We start from the raw sequence: 19,109 nt of genomic DNA, 5'->3' as shown, positions 1-19,109 counted from the left end.
GTGGACGAACCGGAGGCGGAACATCGACCGAACGGCTATATTTCCCACCACCTGAACCGAGGAGGGGGTCCTGCGTGCTCCTCTTGCTGAAGCGGATCGAGCGGCAACTCGAGCTGGGTCTGCAGCCGTTGCTCGACGAGTTCGGCCTGACGATCGAGCAGTGGCGGGTCATGGCCGCGCTCCACGAGGAGCCCGGGCAGCCGATGTCGGTGCTCGCGGAGTCCGCCGTACTGCCGGCCGCGAGCCTGACCCGGCACGTCGACAAGCTGGTCGAGCGCGGGCTGGTGCTGCGGCGCATCCACCCCGACGACAAGCGCCGGATCGTCACGGCGCTCTCCCCCGTCGGCGGCACGGTCGCCGATCGCCTCGGGACCGTCCAGCGGGAGCTCGAGGCGGACCTGGCGAAGTACTTCCAGATGGAAATACACGAACGTAGCAGCTCGGCAACACACCGGTAACACAGCGTTCCTAGGTTCCTTCCATTCGGGTGCATCCACCGCCGGCAGCGTCGCCGGCCCGCCGGAGCACCGCTCGCCCGAAGGTGCCGCCAGGAGTTCGCCCATGTCTGTGGAACCCTCGCTCGACCACCGCACCACCGCTGAAGCCCCCGCACCGACCACCGCGACCCGCGAGACGCTGGAGGACTACACCCTCCGGTTCGCGCCGCGCAGCTACCGGAAATGGTCGACCGGCGTCGTCGCCGTCTCGGCTCTCGGCGGGATCGCCTACCTCGCCGACTTCGCGATCGGCGCGAACATCGGGATCTCGTACGGGACCACGAACGCGCTGTGGGGTATCGCGATCTTCGCCGTGGTGATCTTCGCGACCGGCCTGCCGCTCGCGTACTACGCCGCGCGCTACAACATCGACCTCGACCTGATCACCCGCGGCAGCGGCTTCGGGTACTACGGCTCGGTCGTCACCAACGTGATCTTCGCGTCGTTCACGTTCATCTTCTTCGCGCTCGAAGGCTCGATCATGGCGCAGGGCCTGCAGTTGGGGCTTCATGTGCCGCTCTGGCTCGGGTACGCCGTCTCGACGCTGGTGATCTTCCCGCTGGTGATCTACGGGATGAAGGTGCTGTCCACGCTCCAGGTGTGGACGACGCCGCTGTGGCTGATCCTGATGGTGCTGCCGTTCTGCTACCTGCTCGTGTCGCACCCGTCGTCGGTGTCGACGTTCTTCGACTACGGTCCGGACGCCGACTTCGGTTCGATGCTGCTGGCAGCCGGGGTGTGCCTGTCGCTGATCGCGCAGATCGCCGAGCAGATCGACTACCTGCGGTTCATGCCGCCGAAGACCCCGGAGAACTCGCGCCGGTGGTGGACCGCCATGCTGCTGGCCGGGCCGGGCTGGGTGATCTTCGGTGCCCTGAAGCAGGTGATCGGTCTGTTCCTGGCCGTCTACCTGATCGCGAACGTCGCCGACTCGTCGTCGATCGCGAACCAGCCGGTGCACCAGTTCCTGGAGATCTACCGCGGGTTCCTGCCCGGGTGGCTGGCGATGACGCTGGCCGTCGTACTGGTCGTCATCAGCCAGGTGAAGATCAACGTGACGAACGCGTACTCCGGTTCGCTGGCCTGGACGAACTCGTACACGCGGCTGACCCGGCACTACCCGGGACGGCTGGTGTTCCTCGGGTTCAACCTGGTGATCGCGCTGGTGCTGATGGAGGCGAACATGTTCGACTTCCTCAACACCATCCTCGGGTTCTACGCGAACTGCGGGATGGCGTGGATCGTGGTCGTTGCCTCGGACATCGTGTTCAACAAGTACCTGCTCGGGTTGTCCCCCAAGGCTCCTGAGTTCCGGCGCGGCATGCTGTACGCCGTCAATCCGGTCGGCTTCGGATCGATGGCGGCGGCCGCGGGCGTGTCGATCGTCGTGTTCTTCGGTGGACTCGGCTCGGGGATCAAGCCGTACTCACCGCTCGTCGCGATCGGACTGGCCCTCGTCCTGCCGCCGGTGCTCGCCGTGATCACGCGCGGCAAGTACTACCTGCGCCGCGTCGACGACGGGCTGGACCTGCCGATGTACGACGAGCACGGAAACCCATCCGGCGAGGTACTGACGTGCCACGTATGCCGGCAACAGTACGAGCGCCCGGACATGACCGCCTGCGAGACGCACTCCGCCGCCGTCTGCTCGCTCTGCCTCAGCACAGACAAGGTCGCCGACCACGTCCTACCGTCGCAAGCATGACTTCCGCGTGGGAGGCCGCCTCACCACGGAACATCGCGACCACCCGCCCCGTCGCGGTCTCCTGCCCCGTCGCCCCCTGTGCGCCGAATACCTGGAGGGTTTCTCGCTCCATACGCGGAAAATCCTCCAGGGTTCCGCGGAGAAACCTCCTACGTCGCCGATCCAAACCGCTGCCTCACCTCGTGCCGGCTGCCATGATGCAACTTGGGGAGGATTACTTCCCATATCGGGTAGAAAATCCTCCCCAACCCGGCGTGTGGAGCGGGAACTCGGCTCCATCCAGGCTGCTGTCTCTGCAGCCCCCGACCTGTGAAGGGAGTCAGCGGCGGTTGCTTCCCGCGTCGATGCGGCCCCGCAACAACACACCATGAACTTCACTCCCGCTGACGTCGAGAAGCTGCTGCTCTCCGTGGCCGGCATGGTCGCCCGCGACCGGCTGGCCCGGGGAGTGCTTCTCAACCACCCCGAAGCCGTCGCCCTCCTCAGCACCTGGGTGATCGAACGCGCCCGCGAAGGCGCCCGCGTCGCCGACCTGATGGAGTCCGGCCGCACCGTCCTCACCCGCGACCAGGTCATGCCCGGTGTCGCCGAACTCCTGCACGACGTCCAGGTCGAAGCCACCTTCCCCGACGGCCGCAAACTCGTCACTATCCACAGCCCGATCATTTGAAGGCAGAATCCATGGCCGACGACGATAGACTTAGCAAGGAAAGACAGGGCGCGGACAACCCAGCCTCCCCCACCGCCCCAACAACACCGAGCACGACCGCAACACCCAGCACGACCGCAACACCCAGCACGACCGCACCGGTATCGCTCAGCGCGACCGCACCCGCGACACCCAGTTCGACTGCACCGGCATCGCTCACCACGGAGGCGCCTGGAGCAGTCCGGGTGCGGTCCGGAACCATCACCCTGAACGCCGACCGCACCGACGACGAACGTTTGCGGCTGGTGGTCGTGAACGCCGGCGACCGGCCGATCCAGATCGGCTCGCACCTGCACCTGCCGGACGCGAACACCGCCCTCACGTTCGACCGCGAGGCTGCACAGGGGTTCCGGCTGGACATCCCGTCGGGTACGTCGCAGCGGTTCGAGCCCGGCGCCTCGCGTGAGGTGGCGTTGGTCGCGCTCCGCGGTCGGCGGCGGGTGCCTGGGATCCAGCTGAAGCCGGCACCGCCGGCCGAATCCGGCGAGGTGGATCGTGGTTGAGATCTCGCGGGCTGCGTACGCCGCCCTGTACGGGCCGACCGTCGGCGACCAGGTCCGCCTTGGCGACACCGATCTCTGGGTCGAGGTCGAGCAGGACTTCACCGTCGGCGGCGAGGAGGTCGTCTTCGGCGGCGGCAAGTCCATCCGCGAGTCGATGGCGCAAGGTACGACGACCCGCGCGGACGGTGCGCCCGACACCATCATCACCAACGTGCTCGTCGTGGACTGGTGGGGCATCGTCCGCGCCGACGTGGGCATTCGCGACGGACGGATCGTCGCCCTCGGCCGCGCGGGCAACCCGGACATCGCCGACGGCGTACACCCCGACCTCCAGATCGGGCCGTCCACGGACGTGATCGCGGGCGAGGGTCGCATCCTCACCGCCGGCGCGATCGATTCGCACGTTCACCTGCTGTCGCCGTCGCAGCTTCACGAGGCGCTCGCGACCGGGATCACCACGGTCGTCGGCGGCGGCACCGGCCCGAGCGAGGGTTCGAAGGCGACCACGGTCACCCCCGGCGCGTGGCACCTCGAGCAGATGCATCGCGCGCTCGACGCCGTACCGCTCAACATCCTCCTGCTCGGCAAGGGGAACACCGTCAGCGCGGAGGCCCTCGCCGAACAGGCGCTCGCCGGCGCCGCCGGGTTCAAGGTGCACGAGGACTGGGGTTCGACCCCGGCCGCGATCGATGCGTCGCTGCGTGCCGCGGACGAGTGGGGTCTCCAGGTCGCGCTGCACGCCGACAGCCTGAACGAAGCCGGGTACGTCGAGTCGACGCTCGGCGCGATCGCGGGCAGGGGCATCCACGCGTTCCACGTCGAGGGCGCGGGCGGTGGTCACGCGCCGGACATCCTCACGATCGCGTCGTACCCGCACGTCATCCCGGGCTCCACGAACCCCACGTTGCCGCACACCGTCAACACGGTCGCCGAGCACCTCGACATGCTGATGGTCTGCCACCACCTGAGCCCCGACGTACCCGAGGATCTCGCGTTCGCCGAGTCCCGGATCCGCGCCACCACGATCGCGGCCGAGGACATCCTGCACGACCTCGGCGCGCTCTCGGTGACGTCGTCCGACGCGCAGGCGATGGGCCGGATCGGCGAGGTCATCACCCGCACCTGGCAGGTCGCCCACGTGATGAAACACCGCCGCGGACCGCTCGGCGAGGTCGCCGACAACGAGCGGGTACGCCGGTACGTCGCGAAGTACACGATCAACCCGGCCATTGCCCACGGCATCGATCACGTCGTCGGCTCGGTCGAACCGGGCAAACTCGCGGACCTCGCGCTCTGGGACCCGCGGTACTTCGGGGTCCGTCCGAGCCTGGTGATCAAGGGCGGCGCGATCGCCTGGGCGGCCCTCGGCGATCCGAACGCGTCGATCCCGACGCCGCAGCCGGTGCTGATGCGGCCCACGTTCGGCGATGCGATCGGGGCGGATCTCTCGTACACGTTCGTGTCCCCGGCCGCGCTCGAGGACGGGCTGGCCGAGCGGCTCGGTCTGCGCCGGGGGCTGCTCGGCGTACGGCCGACGCGGGAGCTCACCAAGGCCGATCTGAAGAACAACGATGCGCTGCCGGCGATCGACATCGACCCGGAGACGTTCGCGATCAAGGTCGACGGTGAGCTGGTCGAGCCGGCGCCGGCGTCGGTCCTCCCACTCGCTCAGCTCTACGCGATGTTCTGATGGGCAACGCGGAGCTGGTCGCGATGATGCTCGCCGACGGCCGGCTGCCGACCGGCGGGCACACCCAGTCCGGTGGACTGGAGCCCGCCGTACGCGCGGGCCTAGGTGCCGACGGCAAGCAACTCGCCGACGTCGCCGCCTACGCCCGGGACCGCCTCCGTACGACGACCCGCGTCGAAGCCGCCGTCGCCGTGCTCACGCGCCACATCGCCACCTCATCGCACCTTTCCGGAACAAAACTGTCACCAGGTGACGAAAATGTTCCGAAGAACGGGCCACGACTCAGCGAGCGAGCGGCGACGCTGGGGCCGGTTGAGGCGGCTTGGGCGGCTCGGACGCCCAGTCATGTCGTGCGGGGCGTCTCGCGACGACAGGGGCGTCTGTTGTTGCGGCTGGCGCGCCGCGTCTGGCCCGACGTGTCGGCGTACCTGCCGAACGACGGCGAGATCGCGAGACCCGTGGTGCTCGGGGTTGTCGGTGCGGTGACCGGGCTGTCGGCGGAGCAGGTGGCGCGCACCATCGCGTACGACGACGCGCAGACCGTCATCTCCGCGTCCCTGAAGTTGCTGCCCGTGGACCCGGCCGACGCAGCGACCTGGCTGGCCGGCCTGCACGACGACATCGAGTGGCTCGTCAAGGACGTCGCGCCCCTGACCCGAATCGACGAGATCCCGGCCGACGGTGCGCCGCTGATCGACGTGTTCGCGCACAACCATGCCATCGAGAGAATGAGGTTGTTCCATGCCTGAGACCCGCTCCTTCCGTCTCGGTGTCGCCGGACCGGTCGGCACCGGCAAGAGCTCGCTGATCGCGACCGTCTGCCGCGAACTCGCCGGCGAACTCCGCCTCGGGGTCATCACCAACGACATCTACACCGACGAGGACGCGCGGCTGCTGCGCTCGGCCGGCGTACTCGACCCGGAACGCATCCGCGCCGTCGAGACCGGCGCCTGCCCGCACACCGCGATCCGCGACGACGTCACGCCGAACCTGATCGCGGTCGAGGACCTCGAACGCGACTTCGCGCCGCTGGACGTCGTCCTGGTCGAGTCCGGCGGCGACAACCTGACCGCGACGTTCTCCCCCGCACTCGTCGACGCGCAGATCTTCGTCCTCGACGTCGCCGGCGGCGGCGACGTCGCCCGCAAGGGCGGCCCCGGCATCGCCCGCGCCGACCTCCTCATCGTGAACAAGACCGACCTCGCGCCGTACGTCGGAGTCGACGTCGAGCAGATGGTCAAGGACGCCGAGCACGCCCGCGACGGGAAACCTGTGATCGCGCTCTCCCGCACGGATCCCGCCTCGGTCGCGCTCCTGACCGAATGGGTGCGATCGATGGCGCACGCCGTACGCGCGGGCGACCACACGCCCGTCGATCCCGGACCGATGGCCCCGCACTCGCATGTCGGCGAGGACGGCGAACTGATCACGCACACCCATGCCCACACGCATTGAGGTCGTCGCCGACCCGGTCCGCGACCGCTGTCTGCTGACGACCGACCACCTGTCACCGCGGCAACTGCCCGGTGCCGACGGCGTGGTACGCGTGGCCATCGTCGCCGCGGGCGCACTGCTGCTCGCCGGCGACGATGTACGCATCGAGATCGCGGTCTCCGGCTCCGTACGTCTGGAGATCGTGGAGACCGCCGGAACCGTTGCCTACGGCATGCGTGGCGGGTCCGCCCGCTGGGACATCGACATCCGGCTGACGGACGGCGCGAGCCTCCAGTGGTACGCCGAACCGTTCGTTGTCTCCGCCGACGCCGACGTCACCCGTACGACGACCGCACGTCTCGCGACCGGCTGCACCGCGCACCTTCGCGAGTCACTCGTCCTGGGCCGCCACGGCGAAACCGGCGGCATCCTGCGCACCGCGACCCGCGCCTGGCTCGGCGAGGACCTGCTCCTCGCCGAGGATCTCGACCTCTCCCCCGAAACTCGCACCGGCTGGGCAGTCCTGGGTACGAACCGTTGCCTCGACACCGTGACCACACTCGGCTTCCGGCTACCCGACGACCCGCAAACTCTGCAGCTCGAGGGCCCGGGCTCGATCGCTCGCCGACTGGTCCACGAACAGCATCAGAGCACCCTGAACCGCCCAGCCTCCGCGAGCTACGCCCGGTAAGCGCTCCACATGTTGCTCATCCGGGTGCTCTGGTTCGGGGTGAACTGGTTGTAGCAAGAGTCGTACGAGTAGTCCATGTAGTTGTGGATCGGGTCCAGGCCCGGCAGCGAGCACGAGTCCCGTCCGGTCGGGCAGCCGCTGCTCGGGCTGCTCTGCGCGGGCGTGTCGGCGACCTCGTCGTTCGTCGCCGTACACCCGCCCTGGAACGTGTGGTACAGCCCGAGCCAGTGGCCGGCCTCGTGCGTCGCGGTCTCACCGAGGTCGTAGTTCGTCGCCGACCCACCGGGCAGTGACGTGTAGTTCACCCGGATCCCGTCGATGCCGGGCTGCCGCGCGTAGTCCCACGGGAACGTCGCGATCCCGAGGTACGCGAAGTCGACCAGCCAGATATTCAGCGCGTTCTTGCCGCCCTGACGGGTCTTCTTGCGGTAGGTGCTGCTCTGCTTGTCCTTGTGCCACTGGCTGTTGTCGTACTTGTTGACGCCGGCCAGCGTGAACGTGAAACCGGTGTTCGCCGCCTGCGACGACTCCTGACCGCCGTACGTCTTGTTCAGTACGTCGATCTGCTGCGAGATCTGGGTGTCGGTGACGTCACCGCCGCCGCTGGCGTCCCGCATCACGTGAACGTAGACCGGCACATTCACCGACGCCGCGACATTGCGGGCTGTCTTTGCCTTCAGCAACCGCGCCGTCTGGGCCTCGATCGCCTTCTGCTCGGCGGCCGAGATGTCCCGGGTGTCGGCACCGTGTCCGCCCTTCGCGGACGCGCCGGCCGTCGGCGGCACGAAGCAGTCCGGCGCCTCGCCGACCGGTGTTCGCGCGGTGGCTTGACCGCTGAGCGGGGTCAGGAGCAGGGCCGAGCCGGCAACCAGGACCGCCACGGCACGGAAACGAGTAGCACGGGAACTTGGAATGAGAGATCGCATGACTGCGCTCCTCCGGGTCGGGCCGCTGGGCGGGCGGCCGGTTGTCCCGAATACTGCCCAGCACTTCCCTGACGCGGAAGCAGTCACGCCCCGAATCAGGGGAATCCTTCGATGCAATGACTCACTGGTTGATATATACCGATGAGCAGACTATGGTCGCGGTCATGTCCTCATCCGAGATGCGCGAGCCGACGTTCCTCGTCCTGGCCGCCCTCGCCGACGGTCGCAAACACGGCTACGCGGTGATCAGCGAAGTGGCAGGCCTGTCCAGCGGCCGCGTCACCCTCCGCCCGGGCACCCTGTACGCCGCCCTCGACCGCCTCCGCGACGAAGGGCTGGTCCGCCCAGCCGGCGAGGAGATCGTCGACGGCCGCCTCCGCCGGTACTACGAACTCACCGACGCCGGCGCCGAGGCGCTGGCCACCGAGGCAGCTCGCCTTCAGTCCAACGCCGACCAGGCTCTCCGCAGGCTCCGACTCCGGCTGGGTCCCGCGGCCGGAGGTGGTGTCGCGTGAGCGCCCTGTATCGCGCAGTACTGAAGTGCTACCCGCGCTGGTGGCGCGACCAGCACGGGGAAGAGGCTCTCGGCCTCTTGCTTGACTCCGCCGAGGCCCGCGGCCGCGCCGACTTCAGGGATCTGCTCAATCTGGCCGCCCACGCCGCTCGGCTCCGCCTGACCCAGGCAGGTCCGCCCACCCTGGTCCAGGGGATCCGCAGCCGTGTGTCGGTGATCGCGGTGACCCTGCTGGCCGCGATCAGCAGCACCTTCCTGGTCTTCGGCGAGTGGGCGCCGTGGGATCCGCGGACGAGTATGGAGGGCTCGCCGATCGGCAACGTGACCACCGGATCGATCTGCTTCCTCGCCGGGCTGCTCGCCGCGATCGCGATGGTCCTCGGTCGGGCGGCTTCGGCACGATGGCTCGCGGCCTTCAGTGCGCTGAGCGCGTTCGCGATCATGGCGCCGCCGATCGCGCAGTTCGCGCACGGCTACGGCTTCACCCGGCCGCCAGGCGGCATCCTCGCCTTCGTCACCATGGTCGGCGCCCTCGCCGCGGCCGGTGAACCGCTGCCACCCCGCAGCAGATCCCGCGGCCTGTTCACGCTGCTGGCGGCGGGTCCGACCATCGCCGCGATGCTGATACTCGCACCGTCACTCGGACCCGAGCCATGGTTCTACTACCGCCTGCCTGACCAGGTCGCGCTGCGGATCGGCCTCGGAATCCTGCTGGGCACCGGCCTGATCGTGCTCGCCACCGTCCTGCTGATCGCGGGTCACCGGGTCTGGGGAGCCGCACTCGCGGTGAACTCGGCGCCCTGGCTGCTCTTGTTCGCTCTCGCTCCGACGGCTCTCAGCGCGGGGGCCGTGCCGGTCGGCGGCCCGCTTCTGCTGGCCCTCGTGATCGTGGCCGCGTTGCTCGCCGGGCTGATCGTGGTCCGGATCAGCCGGCACCGTCAGCCTGAGACCTTCAGGCGCATGACCACGAAGTCCCAGGGATAGCGTGGATCGGTCGAGCTGCGGAGCTCGTGGCAGGCACCCGCGGCGAGCCCCAGCCGAACGTCTTGCGGAGTCGGCGGACGCTCGGATCGTCGTGCTAGATGAAGGTCGACAGGAGCAACGTCATGGCCAGGCCCATCACCGAGATCAGGGTCTCCATCACCGACCAGGTCTTGATGGTCTCGCCAACGGTCATGCCGAAGTACTCCTTGACCAGCCAGAAGCCGGCGTCGTTGACGTGCGAGAAGAACAGCGAACCGGCGCCGATCGCCAGCACCACCAGCGCGAGATACGTCGTACTCTCGCCGGTCGCGAGCGGCGCGACGATACCGGCCGCGGTCACCGTCGCGACCGTCGCTGAGCCGGTCGCCAGCCGGATCAGGACCGCGACGATCCAACCGAGCAGCAGCGCCGACACGTTCGCCGCGATGGCGATCTTGGCGATCGCCGTACCGGTCCCGCCGTCGACGAGGACCTGCTTGAAACCGCCGCCGGCGCCGACGATCAGCATCACGCCGGAAATCGGGAGAAGGCTCTCTCCGATCTTTCGGCTCAGCTCCGGGATGCCGAAGCCCACCGCCGTGCCGAAGGTGAACATCGCGACCAGTACGGCGATCAACAGCGCGACGACCGGGTCGCCGATGAACTGGAGAACCGGATAGAGCGCGTTCTCCTTGCTCATCCAGATGTCGGACGCAGCCTTGAGCAGCATCAGCGCCACCGGGAGCAGGACCGTCACGATCGTCGCGGTGAAGCTCGGTGTCCGGGTCCGGACCGTACCTGGCGGGGCGTCCTGCGGTGTGCTGTGTTCGCCTTCGATCTCGTGGTGCCCTTCGGCGACCTCGAGCGCCGCTCCCGCGGCCCCGATCGGGACCCATTTCGCCGCGAGCCGCCCGAACAGCGGCCCGGCGACGATCACCGTCGGAATCGCCACCAGCAGACCCAGCGCCAACGTGATGCCCACGTTGCCCCCGAGTACGCCGATCGCGGCCAACGGCCCCGGGTGCGGCGGTACGAAACCGTGCAGGACGGACAGGCCCGCGAGCGCCGGGATCCCGAGCAGCATGGCTCGCGCGCCGGTACGCCGTACCGCCAGGACCACCACGGGAATCAGCAGTACGAGGCCGATCTCGAAGAACATCGGGATACCGATGATGAAGGCGATCAGCGCCATCTTCCACGGGAGCGCGCCGGTTCTGCCGCGCAGGATCGTGTCGACCACCTGATCCGCGCCGCCCGAGTCGGCGAGCAGCTTGCCCACCATCGCGCCGAGAGCGATCAGTACGCCGACGTACCCGAGGACACTGCCGACGCCGATCTCGTACGACTTCGTGACCGCTCCGGCGCCGATCCCGGACGCGACGCCGACGAACAGCGCCCCGATCGTGAGCGACAGGAACGCATGCACCTTGAACGCCACGATCAGCGTCACAATCAGCGCGATCCCCAACACCGCAACGATCAGCACCCGGGTGTCATGCCCGTTCCACGGCGCGTTTACGTCCGCCTCGGCCACCAGCGGAACCAGACCGGCTTCGTAAGCAAGACTCATGCTTCACCGCTCCCCGGACGCCACTAGAACCTGACCGCCGCAGACGCCCCTCTTTTCGCAGTGTCCCACCGCGCCGCGGATTCCGACGACCGCCTGCGCGGCGAGCGATTCGCGACCGAGACAGAGCGCGCGAACTCGAGGTCTTGCGGTCGAATTATCGATCACTTACTGTCTGGGTGATCGATAACCCGGCTCCGTGACGCCGTCGCGGGGCAGCACTGATCGCCGTGTGACCTCCCCGCCCAGTGAGGACCCGCCGTCATGCCTCGAACTCCCTCGTTCCGCCCGATCCGCACCGGCCTGGTGGCGTTGCTGATCACCCTCGCGCTGATCACCGTCGCCGGGTCGCCACCGGTCGGCGCCACGTCCGCGAAACCCGTTGCCACCTACAACAATCCGTTGATGAGCGACATCGCCCAGGCGTTCTCCGACGTCGGGTTGATCCGCGCCAAGGACGGCGCCTGGTACTCGTACGCCACCAACACGAGCCTGACCCGCGAGAACGCGGACAACGGCGGCCCGCAGCACCTGATCCCGATGGTGCGCTCCACCGATCTCGTGCACTGGGAGTTCCTCGGCGACGCGTTCAGCGCCGAGAACCATCCTGAGTGGGCCCCCTGGCCGCAGAAGGGGTACTGGGCGCCGGACGTCCGGTACGTCGACGGCCAGTACTACATGTACTACTCCGCGCCGAGCTCCACGCCGCTCGGCGCCGCGATCGGGCTCGCGATCTCGTCGTCGCCGGCCGGGCCGTGGAAGGACATCGGTCACCCGGTCGTGGACTTCGTCGCCGACAGCGAGGTGATGGAGATCGACCCGATGATGTTCATCGACGACGACGGCACGAAGTACCTCTACTACGGCTCGTTCCGCCGCGGCGGGCTACACGTCGTACGGCTGTCGCCCGATGGCCGCACTACGGTCGGTGCGTCGCAGCAGGTCGTCGCCGGAGAGCGTGGCGAGGGCACGTGGGTGACGAAGCGCGGGCCTTGGTACTACCTGTTCTACTCCGGCTACGGCTGCTGCATGGGCGACGTCGGAGGCGGCGGGTATCCGGTGCTGGTCGGGCGCTCCGCCTCCCCCACTGGCCCGTTCGTCGACGAGAACGGCGTGTCACTGACCGCCGCGCAACCAGGCGGAACGATCGTGAACTCCTTCAACGGGAACTCGCTCTCTGCCACTGGACACAACGCCGTCACGGTGGACCGCTCCGGGCAGCAGTGGAACCTCGTCAACTCCGACATCCGCGCCGACCACACGTGGGGCGGCCGTCCGCAGTCGATGGATCGCCTCGACTGGATCGGCGGCTGGCCGACGGTGCGCGCCGGGGAATGGACCTCCGACCAGCCGCAGCCTGCACCCGCGGCAACCTCGACGGTCCCCAGTTCCTTCAACGAGTCCACCGACTTGTCGGACTGGCGCGCGCTCGCGGGCGAATGGACGGTCGGGCAGGACGCGTCGAGCGGCGGGTACGCCGAATCCGCCGGCGCCTCGTCGTTGCTGGTCAGCCGTACGAGCGGACCAGCCGACTACCGTGTCGAAGCCGACCTCCGTACGTCGGCCGGCAAGGCGGGGCTGGTCTTCGCCTATCACTCGCCGCGGAACTACTCCGTCGCCTGGCTCGACCCGGAGCGCGGCTCGCTCCGTGTGGAGCAGCGCGTCGGCGGGAGACTCGTCAGCAACTCAGAGAGCGCTCTCTACCAGGGTTTCCGGTACGACACCTGGCACTCCGTGAGCGTCGAGGTACGCGGTGACCGGGCCACGATCCAGGTCGCGCCGGCACTCGGCGACAACCCGTTGGGTGAGCTCAACGTGCGCTTGGCCAACGGGTTGGCTGGGCCGGCGCAGGTCGGTCTGGCGGGGGCGGCGCAGGGCGACAACGTTGGGATGACCAAGCTCTATCAGCCGGTCTCGCGGAAGGTCCCGGATCCGCACGTCGGTAGAGCGCTCTCTGCGTTCAGCGACGAGTTCAACGGTGCAGACTCCCAGTGGCAGTGGACCGGCGCCAACCAGGGTCACCTCGAGAACGGTCAGCTGGTCTGGGACACCCAGGCCACCGATCTGAGCAAGAAGGACAACCTCGCCACCGTCCTCCTGCGTGATGCACCGCAAGGCGACTACACCGTCGAGACGCGCGTGTCCTTGCCGTTCCAGGGCAGCACCGGCAACGCCCGCGCCGGACTGATCGCTTGGGCATCGCGAACACAGTCGCTGCAGCTCGCCCCGACCCGCACAGGCGCCGTACGGCAGGCCTTCCTGTGGCCCGGAGCGGACGCGAGTCCTTGGCCAGAGGCGATTCAGCTCGGGCCGAGCGCCGACACGATGTGGCTGCGGCTGCGCCACACCACGCAGCCGGGCACCGGTGAGCATCTGTTCCAGGCCGCCACCAGCCTCGACGGCCGGCACTGGCAGTGGGGCAGCTACTGGTACCTGCCCGCCGACGCCGGACCGCTCAAGCTCGGCCTCATCTCCATGGGCGGCACCGGCAGCACGGCCCGGTTCGACTACGTGCGGACGTACGAGTCATGACGGGGCCGCAGAAGCACCCGATCACTCGCCGGACCCTGCTCGCCAGCGGCGCAGCCGGGGCGCTCGCCGCCGGTTTGCTGCCCCGTTCAGCATCCAGTGCATTCGCCGTACCTCCCAATGAAGACGGCTACGACCTCTGGCTGCGCTACCACCTCGTGGCCGACAGCAACCTACTGTCGCGCTACCGCGACGCGTTCACGCACATCGTTGTGCAGGGCAACCACGTCGTACTGCGGTCCGCGGGCGCCGAGTTGGCCCGCGGGCTGTCCGGGCTACTCGGGCGTTCGATACCGGTGCGCGACCAGATCGGCAAGAGCGCCGTGGTCGTCGGTACCAAGGTCGACAACACCCTCGGCCCGGAGGGATTCACGATCAAGCGCCGTACGGATCGGGTCGAGATCACCGGGGCGGGAGAGCGGGGAGCGCTCTACGGCGCGTTCCGGTTCCTGCAGCAACTGCAGCGGCAGCGTCCGCTCGAGCGGCTCGACCTGACCGACCGCCCCGCGTCACCGCTGCGCATGCTCAATCACTGGGACAACCTGAACCGCAGCATCGAACGCGGCTACGCCGGCAAGTCGATCTTCGTCTGGGACGAGCTCCCGGGACTCCGCGAGCGGTACGTCGACTACGCACGGCTCCTCGCCTCGGTCGGGATCAACCACACCGTCATCAACAACGTCAACGCCAGCGCCGAGTTCCTCCGCTCGGAGCGACTGCCGGGTCTAGCAGCGCTAGCCGGCGTACTGCGGTCGTGGGGTGTGCGGCTGTGGTTGTCGGCCAACTACGCCGCGCCGATCACGCTCACCGCGGATCAGCCGTCGCCGATCACCGTCGCCGATCCGCTCGACACGCGGGTCCAGCAGTGGTGGCAGGACAAGATCGACGAGATCTACCGGCTCATCCCGGACTTCGGCGGGTTCCTGGTGAAGGCGAACTCCGAGGGACAGCCCGGGCCGCTCGACTACGGGCGTACGCATGCCGAAGGCGCCAACATGCTGGCCGACCGGCTCGCGGCGTACGACGGGAAGCTGGTCTGGAGATCCTTCGTGCACGAGGGGTTCGACGACTGGGCGGAGTACGAGTACCGGGTGTTCCATCCGCTCGACGGGCAGTTCCACGCGAACGCCGTCGTACAGACGAAGAACGGGCCGATCGACTTCCAGGTCCGGGAGCCGGTCAACCCGCTGTTCGGCGGCTTGCCGCGAACCAACCAGATGATCGAGCTGCAGGTCACGCAGGAGTACACGGGGCACTCGACACACCTGTGCTACCTCGTGCCGGAGTGGAAGTCGATCCTCGGTTTCCAGACCCACACCGGGACCGGCAGCGGTCCGACCGTCGCGGACATCGTCACCGGACTCGCGTACGACCAGGAGAACGTCGGCATGGCCGGTGTGGTCAACCTCGGTGACGACCGGGACTGGACCGGCTATCAGCTCGGCGCGGCCAACACCCACGGATTCGCGCGGCTGGCGTGGAACCCGAAGCTGTCCGCCGACGAGATCGTCACGGATTGGATCGAGCTCACGTTCGGCGGCGATCGCCAGGTCGTGTCGGTGCTCAAGGCAATCATGTTGCGGTCGTGGTCGACGTACGAGAGCTACACGTCGCCGCTCGGCATGGGCTACCTCACGTACCCGCTCGGCTCGCACTTCGCGCCGGCGCCGACCACCACGCAGAACCTGTCGCACCACACCACCGCCGAGGGGACGGGGTTCGACCGGACCGCTGCGACTGGTAGCGGATTCACCGGGCTGTACGCCGAGCATTGGCAGGACATCTACGGTTCGCTGGCGAACTGCCCGGATGAGCTGCTGCTGTTCATGCACTGGGTGCCGTACACGCATCGGCTGCGCTCGGGGAAGACCATGATCCAGCACATCTACGACAGCCACTTCGACGGATATGAGCGGGTGGTGGAGTTCCGGCGTGCGTGGGGCCGGCTGGCGGGGCGGGTGGATCAGGCGCGGTACGCCGATATCGCGGCAACGTTCGACGCCCATGTCATCGAGGCGGAGCGCTGGCGTGACACGATTGTCTCGTACTTCTATGGGTTTTCGCGGATCGTGCCGACCGGTACGGGATGGTTGCAGCTCGCGTATCCGAGCGGGCAACTTCTGTTCGGTGGACGTGCCAACAGTCTCGCTGTCGAGGTCACCAACGCTTCTAGCTCGGAGCGGTCGATTACCGCGGCTGTGCATCCGGTGGATTCGGGCTGGCAGGTTGGTGCGGCGAGTGCGACCGTCGGGGCGGGGGCGGCGGCGACTGTCGCGCTGCCGGTGACTCCGCCGCTGATCGCCGATCATTTCGAGCTGGCGATCGACATCGCTCCGGCGCAGATGGCGTTGAGTTCGCGGAACCAGACGTTCGTCGTCACGCCGGACGCTGCGCAGTGCCATCTCGCGTTGGACATTGGGACCGCAGACAGTCCGCTGGTGACGGGCTATGCGCGGGTCTCCCCCAGCACTACCTGGGACACGACCCGGGGCTACGGCTGGGTCGGTACGGCGCCGCAGGGTCGCGATCGCGGCAGTACGTGGGATGCGCTTCGGCGGGACTTCTGCGGTGACTATCCTGCGCGTACGCTGCGGATCACGCTGCCACCCGGTCCGGTCCGACTATCGGCGCTCGTCGGCGACGGCGGTCCGGACTGCCCTCCGACGATCATCGCCGAGGGCAACAAAGTCCTTGCCACGTCCACCGATCTTCCCGGCGGCATCTTCACGTGGCTGCACGCCGACCTCGACGGCGGCCCCACCGGCCGCACCGCAGACCTGATCCTCGACAGTGAACCCGACCGCTTCTGGCACCTGGGCGCCCTGGTCCTCACCTGACCCCACCGCCACCAGCCGACGGGTCAGGCGGACGGTGGGTGGCGGGGTGGGACTGTGGTTTCGCGGAACATGATTTCGGTGGGAGCTGCGGGGAGGGGGTCTGGTTCGGGTTCGTTGCGGATTGCTGCGATCAGGCGCCGCATCCCGTGCCGGCCCGAGGTCTCGCGGTCCACGCGGACCGTCGACAACGCCGGCGTTCCGTAGCGCACGAGGGTCAGGTCGTCCCATCCGGTGACGCTCAGATCCTCCGGCACCCGCCACCCCCGCCGGAACGCCGCGTGCATCACCCCGACCGCGATGTGATCGCTCGCCGCAACCACCGCCGTGACAGGCGTGTCGTCAGGCAGCGACTGCACTGCCTCAACACCCGTATCGGGATGCCAAGGACCGTCGTACACGCCGTGCGACCGCAGCCCCAGCCGCTCACACGCCTTCAGATACCCGGACTTACGGAGCTGCGCCGACCGCCAGTCCTGCGGCCCCGCCGCATGGAAGAAGTCGCGATGCCCGAGCTCCGCCAGCTTCTCCAGAATCTCTTCCATCGTCGCCTCGTCCGCCGCCACCGCCTCGACAGCGCGCAGCCGGTGGTCGAACTCGGCGGTCTGTACGACGACACCCGCACTGTGCGTGTCGACCGTCAACGGCGTCACCGACAGCACGCCGTCGACCTGACCGCGCGCCAGGATCTCGTCCGCCAGCCGGCTCAGCTCGGCCGGGTCCTCGTCGACCCCGATCACGATCTCCACCTGGTACCCGAGCCGCTGCGCCTCCTCGCACGCCGCGGCGACGGTCCGCTCCGGTCCGGTCCACCCCGGCAGGATGATCGCGACCGCCCCGGTACTGCGCGTCCGCATCGCCCGCGCCATCAGATTCGGCCGGTACCCCAGTTCGTCGACCGCGGCCTTGATCCGCACCGACGTGTCCGGCCCCACGGTCGGATCGGACCGCAGATACCGCGACACCGTCTGATGCGACACCCCGGCCAGCGCAGCCACGTCGTACATCGTCGGCCGCCGCTGCGCACTCATACCGCCACGATACTTGGATCAGTCAGGCTCATCGGTCAGCAGCCGGTCGAGCACGTCGCTCGCCTCGTCGTACCCGGCGTCCGCGATGCGTTGCAGCTCGAGGAGATCACGCGCGGCCGCCGCCCTGCGCGTCAGGAGCTCACCCGCGTGCAGGCAACCCTCGTCCAGCAGATCGCTCAACTCCTGTACGTCGCCGCGCGCCTCGGCCAGGTCGGCGAGCCGGTCCAGGGCTCGCTCGTTGCCGTCGTCAGCGAGCGCTCTCAGGGTTTCCCGATCGTTCTCGAAGCTCGTCATACCCCGATCGTGCGGCATAAGACGATCCGGGTCCACCACGAGAAGGGCGTGGGCCGGCCTTGGGCCAGGTCATGGAGCCTGGGTCGCGGGCCTCGCGGCGGATTCGCTTCTCGATGACGAATCTGCACGCTGTTTCCTTCACCAGCGCGCCCAAGCGGCCGGCGATGTAGAGGTTCACGGCGGAATCGTCCTTGCGCGCGAGCTGCCGGATGCCCGCGTGCCGGCCGAGGCTGACGCACGCCCCGGTGAACGCCAGATCGAGCGCAGCCGGTTCGGCCCCGGCGACCCGGCTGAGCACAGTGTTGGCGGCCTGGGCGCCGAGCGGACCAGCGGCGTACGTACTCATCCGCAACGCCTGCCCCGAAGGAGCGACCGCATCACCTGCCGCCACGATCCGCGAGTCGTCAACACTCGTCAGCGTCTCGTCCGTCAGCAACCGCCCAAGAGCATCTGTACGCAGCCCACTCGCCGCCGCCAGCTCCGGCACCCCGAACCCGGCCGTCCAAACAGTCAACGCACTCCCCCGCACGCCACCACCGGCGAGGACAACCCCGTCCGCGCGAACCGCCGTCACCGGCGTGTTCTCGAGTACGGCGACATCGTGGCGGGAGAGCCACTTCGCGACGTACCGGCGACCCTTGGCGCTCAAAGTGGACGCTAAAGCACCGCCACAGACCAGCGTGACAGAACGCCCCTGCTCGGCCAGTTCGGCCGCCGTTTCGATGCCCGTGAACCCGCCGCCGACCACCGTGATCGGCGCATCGCGCGGCAGGTCGTCCAACCTTGACCGCAACCGCTGCGCCGCCTCGAACTCGGCAATGTCGAAGGCGTACTCCGCCGCACCAGGAATCGCATCAGGAACTGCCGCCTTGCTCCCTACCGCATAGATGGCGTAGTCGTACTCCAGCGCCCGCCCCGACTCCAGGTGCACCTTGCGCGCGCCAGTGTCGATCCGCGTGACGCTGTCGACGACCAACGAGATTCCCTCGCCGAGGAGGGTGTCGTAGTCGAGCGTGGCGTCGCCGGTACGAGCCACGAACTGATGCAGCCGAATGCGTTCGACGAACTGCGGGCGCGGGTTGACGAGAGTGACCTCGACGTCGGCGCGCTGCCGCAAACGGTTGGCCGCGAGCGTTCCGGCGTACCCGCCGCCGATGACGACGACCTTGTGGTGCTCGGACATTGCGAACTTCCTTCCTTCGTGGATGCCTCACCAAGGAAG

The 19,109-nt window shown here is 68.4% G+C and carries 17 protein-coding genes and 1 pseudogene; 12 read left to right on the top strand and 6 right to left on the bottom strand.

The genetic code is table 11. The annotated features are described in order from the left end of the window. The first annotated feature begins 74 nt into the window (after positions 1–74). From E0H45_RS14700 to E0H45_RS14690, 3 genes are all read left to right on the top strand, one after another. On the top strand, positions 75–458 hold the full coding sequence (locus E0H45_RS14700) for a MarR family winged helix-turn-helix transcriptional regulator (protein ID WP_131337903.1): 384 nt from the start codon (positions 75–77) through the stop codon (positions 456–458). 103 nt (positions 459–561) lie between these two features. After that, complete coding sequence (locus E0H45_RS14695) at positions 562–2,202, top strand: purine-cytosine permease family protein (RefSeq protein WP_131337902.1); 1,641 nt, start codon at positions 562–564, stop codon at positions 2,200–2,202. A gap of 367 nt (positions 2,203–2,569) precedes the next feature. Then, positions 2,570–2,872, top strand: a complete 303-nt coding sequence (locus tag E0H45_RS14690) for an urease subunit gamma (protein WP_131337901.1) — start codon at positions 2,570–2,572, stop codon at positions 2,870–2,872. Here E0H45_RS14690 and E0H45_RS14685 read toward each other — a convergent pair. Beyond that, the gene (locus E0H45_RS14685) at positions 2,865–3,074 is read right to left on the bottom strand and encodes a hypothetical protein (RefSeq protein WP_131337900.1); all 210 of its coding nucleotides are present in this window, start codon (positions 3,072–3,074) and stop codon (positions 2,865–2,867) included. The genes E0H45_RS14690 and E0H45_RS14685 overlap by 8 nt on opposite strands. A 19-nt stretch (positions 3,075–3,093) precedes the next feature. Between E0H45_RS14685 and ureB the strand changes: the two are divergent. The 5 genes and pseudogenes from ureB to E0H45_RS14660 form a co-directional block, all read left to right on the top strand. Then, positions 3,094–3,414, top strand: a pseudogene (gene ureB, locus E0H45_RS14680) (urease subunit beta); the annotation flags it as partial. Next, a complete protein-coding gene (locus E0H45_RS14675) occupies positions 3,407–5,104 on the top strand; it encodes an urease subunit alpha (protein WP_131337898.1) in 1,698 nt (565 codons plus the stop codon). The pseudogene ureB and the gene E0H45_RS14675, both read left to right, overlap by 8 nt. Then, positions 5,104–5,853: an urease accessory protein UreF gene (locus E0H45_RS14670; RefSeq protein WP_131337897.1), complete on the top strand. Its 750-nt coding sequence runs from the start codon at positions 5,104–5,106 to the stop codon at positions 5,851–5,853. The genes E0H45_RS14675 and E0H45_RS14670 overlap by 1 nt, the downstream gene beginning before the upstream one ends. Further along, positions 5,846–6,559 carry an urease accessory protein UreG gene (gene ureG, locus E0H45_RS14665; RefSeq protein ID WP_131337896.1) on the top strand — a complete coding sequence of 238 codons (714 nt, stop codon included), beginning with the start codon at positions 5,846–5,848 and terminating at the stop codon, positions 6,557–6,559. The genes E0H45_RS14670 and ureG overlap by 8 nt, the downstream gene beginning before the upstream one ends. Further along, on the top strand, positions 6,543–7,229 hold the full coding sequence (locus E0H45_RS14660; RefSeq protein WP_131337895.1) for an urease accessory protein UreD: 687 nt from the start codon (positions 6,543–6,545) through the stop codon (positions 7,227–7,229). Before ureG ends, E0H45_RS14660 begins: the two co-directional genes overlap by 17 nt. Here E0H45_RS14660 and E0H45_RS14655 read toward each other — a convergent pair. Further along, entirely contained in the window at positions 7,217–8,110 is an 894-nt protein-coding gene (locus E0H45_RS14655) for a zinc metalloprotease (RefSeq protein ID WP_238155007.1), read from the bottom strand. The genes E0H45_RS14660 and E0H45_RS14655 overlap by 13 nt on opposite strands. Before the next feature lie 209 nt (positions 8,111–8,319). On the opposite strand from E0H45_RS14655, the gene E0H45_RS14650 reads away from it, so the two are divergent. Continuing rightward, a complete protein-coding gene (locus E0H45_RS14650; protein WP_131337893.1) occupies positions 8,320–8,670 on the top strand; it encodes a PadR family transcriptional regulator in 351 nt (116 codons plus the stop codon). Continuing rightward, on the top strand, positions 8,667–9,653 hold the full coding sequence (locus tag E0H45_RS14645; protein ID WP_131337892.1) for a hypothetical protein: 987 nt from the start codon (positions 8,667–8,669) through the stop codon (positions 9,651–9,653). The genes E0H45_RS14650 and E0H45_RS14645 overlap by 4 nt, the downstream gene beginning before the upstream one ends. Before the next feature lie 94 nt (positions 9,654–9,747). On the opposite strand, the gene E0H45_RS14640 is transcribed toward E0H45_RS14645, so the two are convergent. Further along, on the bottom strand, positions 9,748–11,202 hold the full coding sequence (locus E0H45_RS14640) for a GntT/GntP/DsdX family permease (protein ID WP_131337891.1): 1,455 nt from the start codon (positions 11,200–11,202) through the stop codon (positions 9,748–9,750). 261 nt (positions 11,203–11,463) lie between these two features. On the opposite strand from E0H45_RS14640, the gene E0H45_RS14635 reads away from it, so the two are divergent. Next, positions 11,464–13,731, top strand: a complete 2,268-nt coding sequence (locus E0H45_RS14635) for a family 43 glycosylhydrolase (RefSeq protein WP_131337890.1) — start codon at positions 11,464–11,466, stop codon at positions 13,729–13,731. Beyond that, on the top strand, positions 13,728–16,565 hold the full coding sequence (locus tag E0H45_RS14630) for an alpha-glucuronidase family glycosyl hydrolase (protein ID WP_131337889.1): 2,838 nt from the start codon (positions 13,728–13,730) through the stop codon (positions 16,563–16,565). Before E0H45_RS14635 ends, E0H45_RS14630 begins: the two co-directional genes overlap by 4 nt. Before the next feature lie 23 nt (positions 16,566–16,588). Here the strand turns inward: E0H45_RS14630 and E0H45_RS14625 are convergent, their stop codons facing one another. Genes E0H45_RS14625 through E0H45_RS14615 form a run of 3 tightly spaced genes read right to left on the bottom strand, consistent with a single transcriptional unit; the run spans position 16,589 to position 19,070 of the window. Next, complete coding sequence (locus E0H45_RS14625; RefSeq protein WP_131337888.1) at positions 16,589–17,593, bottom strand: LacI family DNA-binding transcriptional regulator; 1,005 nt, start codon at positions 17,591–17,593, stop codon at positions 16,589–16,591. 18 nt (positions 17,594–17,611) lie between these two features. Beyond that, on the bottom strand, positions 17,612–17,887 hold the full coding sequence (locus tag E0H45_RS14620; protein ID WP_131337887.1) for a hypothetical protein: 276 nt from the start codon (positions 17,885–17,887) through the stop codon (positions 17,612–17,614). Continuing rightward, the gene (locus tag E0H45_RS14615) at positions 17,841–19,070 is read right to left on the bottom strand and encodes an NAD(P)/FAD-dependent oxidoreductase (protein WP_131337886.1); all 1,230 of its coding nucleotides are present in this window, start codon (positions 19,068–19,070) and stop codon (positions 17,841–17,843) included. The genes E0H45_RS14620 and E0H45_RS14615 overlap by 47 nt, the downstream gene beginning before the upstream one ends. Positions 19,071–19,109 lie beyond the last annotated feature (39 nt).

It is taken from the genome of Kribbella soli (assembly GCF_004331345.1).
Classification (GTDB): Bacteria; Actinomycetota; Actinomycetes; order Propionibacteriales; family Kribbellaceae; genus Kribbella; species Kribbella soli.
The sequence above is the reverse complement of the archived record's forward strand: the minus strand, read 5'-3'. Positions and strand labels throughout refer to the sequence as shown.

What these genes read in the sequence shown, in the direction of transcription:
- E0H45_RS14695 (WP_131337902.1), top strand. Translation starts at nt 562, where the DNA reads ATGTCTGTGGAACCCTCGCTCGACCACCGCACCACCGCTGAAGCCCCC.
- E0H45_RS14690 (WP_131337901.1), top strand. Translation starts at nt 2,570, where the DNA reads ATGAACTTCACTCCCGCTGACGTCGAGAAGCTGCTGCTCTCCGTGGCC.
- E0H45_RS14670 (WP_131337897.1), top strand. Translation starts at nt 5,104, where the DNA reads ATGGGCAACGCGGAGCTGGTCGCGATGATGCTCGCCGACGGCCGGCTG.
- ureG (WP_131337896.1), top strand. Translation starts at nt 5,846, where the DNA reads ATGCCTGAGACCCGCTCCTTCCGTCTCGGTGTCGCCGGACCGGTCGGC.
- E0H45_RS14660 (WP_131337895.1), top strand. Translation starts at nt 6,543, where the DNA reads ATGCCCACACGCATTGAGGTCGTCGCCGACCCGGTCCGCGACCGCTGT.
- E0H45_RS14650 (WP_131337893.1), top strand. Translation starts at nt 8,320, where the DNA reads ATGTCCTCATCCGAGATGCGCGAGCCGACGTTCCTCGTCCTGGCCGCC.
- E0H45_RS14640 (WP_131337891.1), bottom strand. Translation starts at nt 11,202, where the DNA reads ATGAGTCTTGCTTACGAAGCCGGTCTGGTTCCGCTGGTGGCCGAGGCG.
- E0H45_RS14635 (WP_131337890.1), top strand. Translation starts at nt 11,464, where the DNA reads ATGCCTCGAACTCCCTCGTTCCGCCCGATCCGCACCGGCCTGGTGGCG.
- E0H45_RS14630 (WP_131337889.1), top strand. Translation starts at nt 13,728, where the DNA reads ATGACGGGGCCGCAGAAGCACCCGATCACTCGCCGGACCCTGCTCGCC.
- E0H45_RS14625 (WP_131337888.1), bottom strand. Translation starts at nt 17,593, where the DNA reads ATGAGTGCGCAGCGGCGGCCGACGATGTACGACGTGGCTGCGCTGGCC.
- E0H45_RS14620 (WP_131337887.1), bottom strand. Translation starts at nt 17,887, where the DNA reads ATGACGAGCTTCGAGAACGATCGGGAAACCCTGAGAGCGCTCGCTGAC.
- E0H45_RS14615 (WP_131337886.1), bottom strand. Translation starts at nt 19,070, where the DNA reads ATGTCCGAGCACCACAAGGTCGTCGTCATCGGCGGCGGGTACGCCGGA.